Annotated in this window: 8 protein-coding genes; 1 reads left to right on the top strand and 7 read right to left on the bottom strand. The window is 68.2% G+C overall.

All coding sequences use genetic code 11. The features are described 5' to 3' along the window. The 7 genes from WA805_RS20580 to WA805_RS20550 form a co-directional block, all read right to left on the bottom strand. The coding region (locus WA805_RS20580) for an MFS transporter (protein ID WP_425243140.1) at positions 1-640 on the bottom strand (640 nt) is incomplete at its 3' end. 84 nt (positions 641-724) lie between these two features. Continuing rightward, complete coding sequence (gene pstB / locus WA805_RS20575; protein ID WP_425243139.1) at positions 725-1,600, bottom strand: phosphate ABC transporter ATP-binding protein PstB; 876 nt, start codon at positions 1,598-1,600, stop codon at positions 725-727. Positions 1,601-1,713: 113 nt separating this feature from the next. Further along, complete coding sequence (locus WA805_RS20570) at positions 1,714-2,583, bottom strand: ABC transporter permease (protein WP_422273377.1); 870 nt, start codon at positions 2,581-2,583, stop codon at positions 1,714-1,716. Then, complete coding sequence (locus WA805_RS20565) at positions 2,580-3,443, bottom strand: ABC transporter permease (RefSeq protein ID WP_422288393.1); 864 nt, start codon at positions 3,441-3,443, stop codon at positions 2,580-2,582. The genes WA805_RS20570 and WA805_RS20565 overlap by 4 nt, the downstream gene beginning before the upstream one ends. Before the next feature lie 19 nt (positions 3,444-3,462). Beyond that, the gene (locus WA805_RS20560) at positions 3,463-4,668 is read right to left on the bottom strand and encodes a polyamine ABC transporter substrate-binding protein (RefSeq protein WP_422288394.1); all 1,206 of its coding nucleotides are present in this window, start codon (positions 4,666-4,668) and stop codon (positions 3,463-3,465) included. Beyond that, complete coding sequence (locus WA805_RS20555; RefSeq protein ID WP_425243138.1) at positions 4,665-5,858, bottom strand: ABC transporter ATP-binding protein; 1,194 nt, start codon at positions 5,856-5,858, stop codon at positions 4,665-4,667. Before WA805_RS20555 ends, WA805_RS20560 begins: the two co-directional genes overlap by 4 nt. Positions 5,859-6,048: 190 nt before the next feature. Next, positions 6,049-6,654, bottom strand: coding sequence for a TetR/AcrR family transcriptional regulator (locus tag WA805_RS20550; RefSeq protein ID WP_425243137.1), 606 nt, complete (start codon positions 6,652-6,654; stop codon positions 6,049-6,051). A 96-nt stretch (positions 6,655-6,750) separates the two neighbouring features. Here WA805_RS20550 and WA805_RS20545 point away from each other — a divergent pair. After that, the coding region (locus tag WA805_RS20545) for an MFS transporter (protein WP_425243136.1) at positions 6,751-7,125 on the top strand (375 nt) is incomplete at its 3' end.

Raw genomic sequence — 7,125 nt, 5'->3', positions numbered from 1 at the left:
GGTCGAGCCGGCCGGCGTGTTCGGCGCGGGACTCCCGCAGCAACCGCGGCGTCGCGGCCAGCGCCGCCAGCCCGATCGGCACGTTGATCCAGAAGATAGCCCGCCAGCCGAGGCCCGCCACGTTCGCGTCGATCAGCAGCCCGCCGACGAGCTGCCCGCTCACGGCGGCCAGCCCCATCACGATGCCGTACACGCTGATCGCCCGCACCCGGTCCGGTCCGGTGTAGGTCATGCCGAGGATGGCGAGGATGTTCGGCGCCATGATCCCGGCGCCGGCGCCCTGCAGGACGCGGGCGGCGACCAGGAAACTGGGGTCGGGCGCGATCGCGCACAGCGCGGACGCGAGCACGAAGACGGCCAGCCCGATGCTGAACAAGCGCCGCCGACCGTAGTGGTCGCCGAGCCGGCCGCCGGTGACGAGCAGCGCCGCGGTGGTCAGCGCGTAGCCGGACACCAGCCATTCGATGGGCGCCGCGCCCGCCCGCAGGTCGCGGGCGATGGACGGCAGCGCCACGTTAACGACGAAGAAGTCGAGGACGAAGATGAAGGTCCCGCAGAGCACGATCGCGAGCGGGGCCCACTTGGCGAAGCGCGAGACCGGACCGGCGTCCGCTCTCGCCTGCTGGGTCATGGTGGTCATGACCCGACTCTCCGGTCTCCCATTACAGGAGAGTCAAGCGCCGGAAACAGCGCGGGGCATAACGGGGCGTAACGGGGCGTAACGTCAGCCGATCCGCCCCGTCACGTACGCCTCCGTGCGGCGGTCGTGCGGGTTCTCGAACATCTGCTGGGTCGGGCCGTACTCGACGAGCACCCCGGTGCGGGTGTCGCTGTCGGGGTTGACGAGCACGGAGAAGAACGCGGTGCGGTCGCTGACCCTGGTGGCCTGCTGCATGTTGTGCGTGACGATCACGATCGTGTACTGCGACTTGAGCTCGTGCATCAGGTCCTCGATCCGGCCCGTCGCGATCGGGTCGAGCGCCGACGCGGGCTCGTCCATCAAGACCACGTCCGGCTCGACCGCGATCGTGCGGGCGATGCACAGCCGCTGCGCCTGGCCGCCGGACAGGCCCAGCCCCGACGCGCTGAGCCGGTTCTTCACCTCGTCCCACAGCGCGGCCTTGCGCAGCGAGCTCTCGACGATCTCGTCCAGCTGGCTCTTCTTCCTGATGCCGTTGATACGCGGCCCGTAGGCGACGTTCTCGTAGATCGACTTCGGGAACGGGTTCGGCTTCTGGAACACCATGCCGATCCGGCGGCGCACCGCCACCGGAGACACGCTAGGGGCGTACAGCGATTCGCCGCGATAGTCGATTACGCCGTCCATGTGGGCGCTCGGCACCAGGTCGTTCATCCGGTTGAACGCCCGCAGCACTGTGGACTTGCCGCTGCCCGACGAGCCGATGAACGCGGTGATCTCGTTTTCGTAGATGGTCAGCGACACGTCAGTGACGGCGCGGAACGAGCCGTAGAAGATCGAGACGTTCTGCACGTCGAAGACGGGCACGAGGTGCTTGCTGGGGACCCCGGCGGGCTTATCCGCCAGGGCCGCGGGCTCGGGCAGCCTGGTGGCCACCCCGTCCCGTTCCTGTTGCTCCATGACTTTCCCCCTAACGACCGCCGCCTGTGAGACATTTCCTAGCGCGGCTACACCAACGGGAAGTTGCCACCAGGCGAACAGAAGCCCGCGACCTGCTCTTACCTGGTACCGCTCTACCTGGTACCGCGACGGCCGAGGAGCGCCGAGGTGGCGGCGATGATCAGGCCGGCGACGAAGATCAGCGTGCCCAGGACGTCCACCTGCGGGGGCAGGCCGTTACGGGTCGCGGACCAGATCCACAGCGGGAACGTCTGCGTCGAGCCGGACACGAAGCTGGTCACCACGAAGTCGTCGATGGAGATCGCGAACGCGAGCAGCGCGCCTGCCAGCACGCCGGGGAAGATCAGCGGCAGGGTGACCAGCCGGAACGTCGCCCACGGGCCGGCCCCGAGGTCCCGCGCCGCCTCCTCGAGCGACCTGTCCAGCGTCAGCACCCGGGCCCGCACGGTCACCGCCACGAACGACAGGCAGAACATGATGTGCGCCACGATGATCGTCGGCAGCCCGAGCGGCACGCGCAGCGTGACGAAGAACGCCAGCAGCGACGACGCCAGCACGATGTCCGGCGCGGAGATCGCGGCGAACTGCACCAGGTTCGCGGTGCCCAGGCCGCGGAACCGGTACTTGCCCAGCGCCAGGCCGACGAGCGTGCCGAGCACCACGGAGCCCACGGTGGCGGCGAACGCGACGAGCAGCGAGTTCTCCATCGCCGTGGTCAGCGACGGGTAGTCGAGCAGGTGGGGGCCGTACCACTTGAGCGTGAAGCCGACCCAGGTGAAGTTGAACCTGCCGTGCGGGTTGTTGAACGAGAACATGATCATCACGGCGATGGGCAGCGCCAGCCAGATGATGATCAGCCAGGTCCAGGCGAACAGCAGCCGGTCGCCCCAGCGGCGCCGGGGGCGGCGCCGGCCGCCGGCCCGAGCAGTGACAACCGCCGGGGCGGAGTCACGGGCCCGTTCCGAATCAATATCAACGGTCACCGGGCAGCCACCTCGAGCACTTCGTCGGTGCCGAGCACGCGGGCGTAGCTGAACATCCCGATCAGCAAGATCGCCATCAGCATGAACGACAGCGCGGCGCCGGTCGGGTAATCCTGCACGGTGAGGAACTCGTCCTGGATGATGTTGCCGATCATCGTGTTGCCCGTGCCGCCGAGGATCGCGGCGTTGACGTAGTCGGCCGCCACCGGGACGAACGTGAGCAGCACCCCGGCGAACAGGCCGGGCAGGCTGAGCGGGAGCACGACGCGGCGGAACGCCGCCGCCCGCGTCGCGTACAGGTCCTGCGCCGCCTCGACCAGGCGCGGGTCGATCCGTTCCAGCGCCACGTAGATCGGCAGCACCATGAACGGCAGGTAGTTATAGGTGAGCCCGCCGACGACGGCGGTCCCGGTAGCGAGGATGCGGAAGTTCTGCGGCAGGATGCCGGCGGATTTCAGCGGGCTGAGCAGGATGCCGTTGTCGGACAGGAAGTACTGCCAGGAGACCGTGCGCAGCACGAACGAGACGAAGAACGGCAGCAGCAGCAGGAACAGGTAGGTCGACTTGCGGGCGCCGCCGCGGAACGCGATCCAGTACGCCACCGGGTAGCCGAGCACGATGCACAGGATCGTGGCGATCGCGCCGTACAGCAGCGACCTGATGAACTGGTCGTGGTAGTTGTCCCAGGCGCTGGCGTAGTTCGCGAAGTGGAACGTCTGGCTGAATCCGTCGACGATGTTGCCCTGCTGGGTGGACAGGCTGATCAGCACGATCACGGGGATCGCGAAGAAGATCACCAGCCACAGGCCGCCGGGCAGGATCAGCAGGTAAGGGACGGCGGCGGCGCGCCAGCGCTTCATGCTGTTATCAGCCCGCGCATCAGCCCGCGACCACGGGCTGGAAGATGCCGTAGAACGTCGACTGGTTCTTCGAGGTGATGGGCACGTAGTTCTTGAGCCGCGCGTAGTCGGCCGCGGACAGCCAGACGAGCGGGCTGGTCGCGACGGCCTCCAGCGTCGCCTTGTCGCTGCCCTTGGCGCTGGCGGCGTCCGACTTGATGATGTCCTGCACGGCGGGGACCGGGGTGATGTAGTTGATCGCCTCGGTGAGCGTCGCGGCCATCCGCGGCTGGTAGTACCAGTCGATCAGCTGCATGGCGGCGACCGGGTTGGCGGCGTACTTGGGGATCATCATGTTGTCGGTCCAGATCGTGCCGCCCTCCTTGGGCACGATGAACTGCAGGTCAGTGCCGGCCGACAGGTTCTGCTGGAAGATGTCGCCCGACCACGCCATCGTGATCCACACGTCGCCCTTGGACAGCGCGTTGATGTACGACTGGTCGTAGTACTGCCGGACGATCCCCGCGCCGCGCTGCTGCTTCAGCGCCGCGGCCGCGGCCTGCCACTCCTTCTGCGTGGAGTTCTCCGGGTCGACGCCGATCTTGAACAGGCCGAAGTTCGCGATCTCCTGGGGGTCGGACATCATGCCGACGTGCCCGGCGTACGCGGGGTTCCACAGGTCGTTGATCGACGTCGGAGGCGTCTTGATGTACTTGGGGTTCCAGGCGATGCCGGTGGACCCGCTCGCCCACGGCACGCTGTACACGTTGCCCGGGTCGAAACTGCGGTGCTGATACGCGGCGCCCGCGTTCTGGTGGAAGTTGGTCAGCATCGACTGGTCGAGCGGGATCGCCTCGCCGAGCTCCACCAGCTCGGAGAACTCGAGGCCGTCGGTGATCACCATGATGTCGTAGCCGGTGGACTGGCCGGAGGCGAGCTGCGGGTGGATCTTCGCGAAGAAGCTCGAGTCGTCCTGGATGACCTCGTCGTAGGTGACCTTGATGCCGGTCTTCGCGGTGAAGTCCTTCAGGGTCTGGTGATCCGGGTCGATGTACAGCGCCCAGTTGGCGAACGTGACGGTGCCCGTCGGCTTCTGCGCCTTCCAGAACTTGTCGGCGGCGGACTCGGCCTGCGCCGTGCTCTGCTGCTTGGCGGCGCCCTGCACGCCGCAGGCGGCCGCGGTCAGGGCGGCGGCGGACAGGCCGCCCAGCTGGAGGGCGGCGCGGCGGCTGTAGCGTGCGGTCATTGCGTGTTTCCGATCGCGTAGGAGTTGGCTGAGTCCCAGTGCAGCCAGACCTGCTCGCCGCGCTGCGGCCCTGAGGCGTCGTTGGCTGAGTTCTGGCTGTAGACCACGACTTCCGCCCCCGCGGAGGTGGTCACGTTGTAGTTGGTCGAGGTGCCGAGGTAGACGACCTCGGCGACGATGCCGCGCAGCGCGCAGTCGTGCTGGCCGGCCGGCGCGGGCGGCGCGACGTGCGCGACGTCCGCGACCAGGGTGATCTTCTCCGGGCGCACGGTGATCTCTAGCTCGTCGCCGGGCCGCTTGCCCGCCGCGGGGACGACGATCCGGCCGCCGTCGGCGCCGAGGTCGATGACCGCGCCGTCGGTCGCCGGGTCGGTGCTCGTCACCGTGCCGGACAGCAGGTTCGAGGTGCCGATGAAGCCGGCCACGAACCGGGTCTTCGGGTGCTCGTAGATGTCCCGCGGCGCGGCCAGCTGCTCGATGACGCCCTCGTTCATCACCGCGATCCTGTCGCTCATCGTGAGCGCCTCGCCCTGGTCGTGGGTCACGTAGACGAACGTGATGCCGACCTCGCGCTGGATCCGCTTGAGCTCGATCTGCATGGCCTGCCTGAGCTTGAGGTCGAGCGCCCCGAGCGGCTCGTCGAGCAGCAGCGCGCGCGGCCGGTTCACCAGCGCCCGCGCCAGCGCGACCCGCTGCTGCTGGCCGCCGGACAGCTGCCGCGGCCTTCGTTTCGCGTACCCGTCGAGGCCGACGACGCCCAGGAGGTCCGTCACCCGGTCGGTGACCTCTTTCTTCGGCGTGTTCTTGCGGCGCAGCCCGAACGCCACGTTGTCGAACACCGTCATGTGCGGGAACAGCGCGTAGGACTGGAAGACCATGTTGACGTCGCGCTTGTGCGGCGGGACGTTCGTCACGTCGGTGCCGTGCAGGTACACGGTGCCCGCGGTCGGCTCCTCGAAGCCGGCGACTATCCGCATCGTGGTCGTCTTGCCGCAGCCGGAGGGGCCGAGCAGGGAGAAGAACTCCCCTTCCGCGATGGCGATGTGGAGGTCGCGGACGGCGGTGACCACCTCGCCGTGGGAGCGGAACTCCTTGACCACGCCGTGCAGTTCGATCGCGGGCGGGTCGTGTGACGCCCGCGCGTCCTGTGGGCTGGTACGAGTCTCCTCAGCCACCTGTTGCTTACTCATCAGAGATGAGACTTTCGCACAGGTAAATGCGGTTTTTCAAGACTTTCCGTTGACTTATCACCCGAACGCAACGAAATCCGGCGGCTCGTTACGGGCGTGTTACGCGTCTCCGGCAGCCGCGGCTCTCCAGTGGCGCGCGCTGAGTATTTATCCCGAACGGGCCCGTGGTGGCTCTGTTACCGCTACCCGTTCAGTCGAGCGTGTCGATCCACTGGGCGACGCGGCGCGCCTCGGCCTCCATCAGGCCCGGGTCGCGGAACGCGCTGGTCAGCAGCGCGGTGCCCTGGTACCTGGCGATCACCTGGACCGCGAGATCCCGCGCGTCGGGGCGGCCCATGGCCGCGAACTGGCGTTCCGCCCACTCGACGGGCTCGCGCATCAGCTCGGCGGCCGGCGCGCCGTCGGCGCGCTTGCCCAGTTCCTGGCAGAGCGAGCCGTGCGGGCAGCCGTACCGCGCGATCAGGTCGCTTTGCTGGGCGAGGGCGCCGAACAGCGCCTTGAGCCGCTCGCGCGGTCCCGGGTAGGCGTGGTCGATCGCGGCGAGCATGGCCCTGGCCTCGGCCTGGTGCGCCTCGACCACGGCCTGCACGAGGGCGTCCTTGGTCTTGAAGTAGTAGTACACGTTGCCGAGCGGGATCCCGGCCGCCGCCGCGATGTCGGCCAGCGTCGTCTTCTCGACGCCCGCGGCGTAGATCGTCTCGGCCGCGGCGGCGATCAGCCGCTCGCGCTTGCCGCCTTGCGCGCCCTTGGTGCCGGGCTGGCTGCCGCCGGGGATCGCGGAAACTGAGTCAGTCATCTTGCTGAGAAGTATAGATCTTCGCGATCACATGGTCTAAGTTGGTTAACTGACTGATTACATCATTACATATCGCTTCTCGGAGGTTCTGTCAGCATGACCGCACCACCGCTCGCGTCGTCGTCATCCGCGCTCGCCACCCGCCGGGGCAAGCTCGTCCTCGCCCTGCTGTGCGCCGTCGGCTTCCTCGACTTCCTGGACGCCTCGATCGTCAACATCGCGCTGCCGTCCATCGCCCGTGACCTGCACTTCTCCGTGCAGAACCTGCAGTGGGTGCTCAGCGGCTACGTGGTCACCTACGGCGGCTTCCTGATGCTCGGCGGGCGCTTCGCCGACCTGCTCGGGCGGCGGCGGACGCTGGTCGCGGGCACCGTGCTGTTCGGGCTCGCGTCGCTGACCGGAGGCCTCGCGCCGAACGCGGGCACGCTCGTCGGCGCCCGGCTCGTCCAGGGGCTCGGCGCGGCGCTGATG

This window comes from Trebonia sp., from assembly GCF_049794275.1.
Lineage (GTDB): Bacteria > Actinomycetota > Actinomycetes > Streptosporangiales > Streptosporangiaceae > Trebonia.
This window is presented reverse-complemented; position numbering and strand designations above follow the sequence as displayed.

What these genes read in the sequence shown, in the direction of transcription:
- WA805_RS20550 (WP_425243137.1), bottom strand. Translation starts at nt 6,654, where the DNA reads ATGACTGACTCAGTTTCCGCGATCCCCGGCGGCAGCCAGCCCGGCACC.
- WA805_RS20560 (WP_422288394.1), bottom strand. Translation starts at nt 4,668, where the DNA reads ATGACCGCACGCTACAGCCGCCGCGCCGCCCTCCAGCTGGGCGGCCTG.
- WA805_RS20565 (WP_422288393.1), bottom strand. Translation starts at nt 3,443, where the DNA reads ATGAAGCGCTGGCGCGCCGCCGCCGTCCCTTACCTGCTGATCCTGCCC.
- WA805_RS20555 (WP_425243138.1), bottom strand. Translation starts at nt 5,858, where the DNA reads ATGAGTAAGCAACAGGTGGCTGAGGAGACTCGTACCAGCCCACAGGAC.
- pstB (WP_425243139.1), bottom strand. Translation starts at nt 1,600, where the DNA reads ATGGAGCAACAGGAACGGGACGGGGTGGCCACCAGGCTGCCCGAGCCC.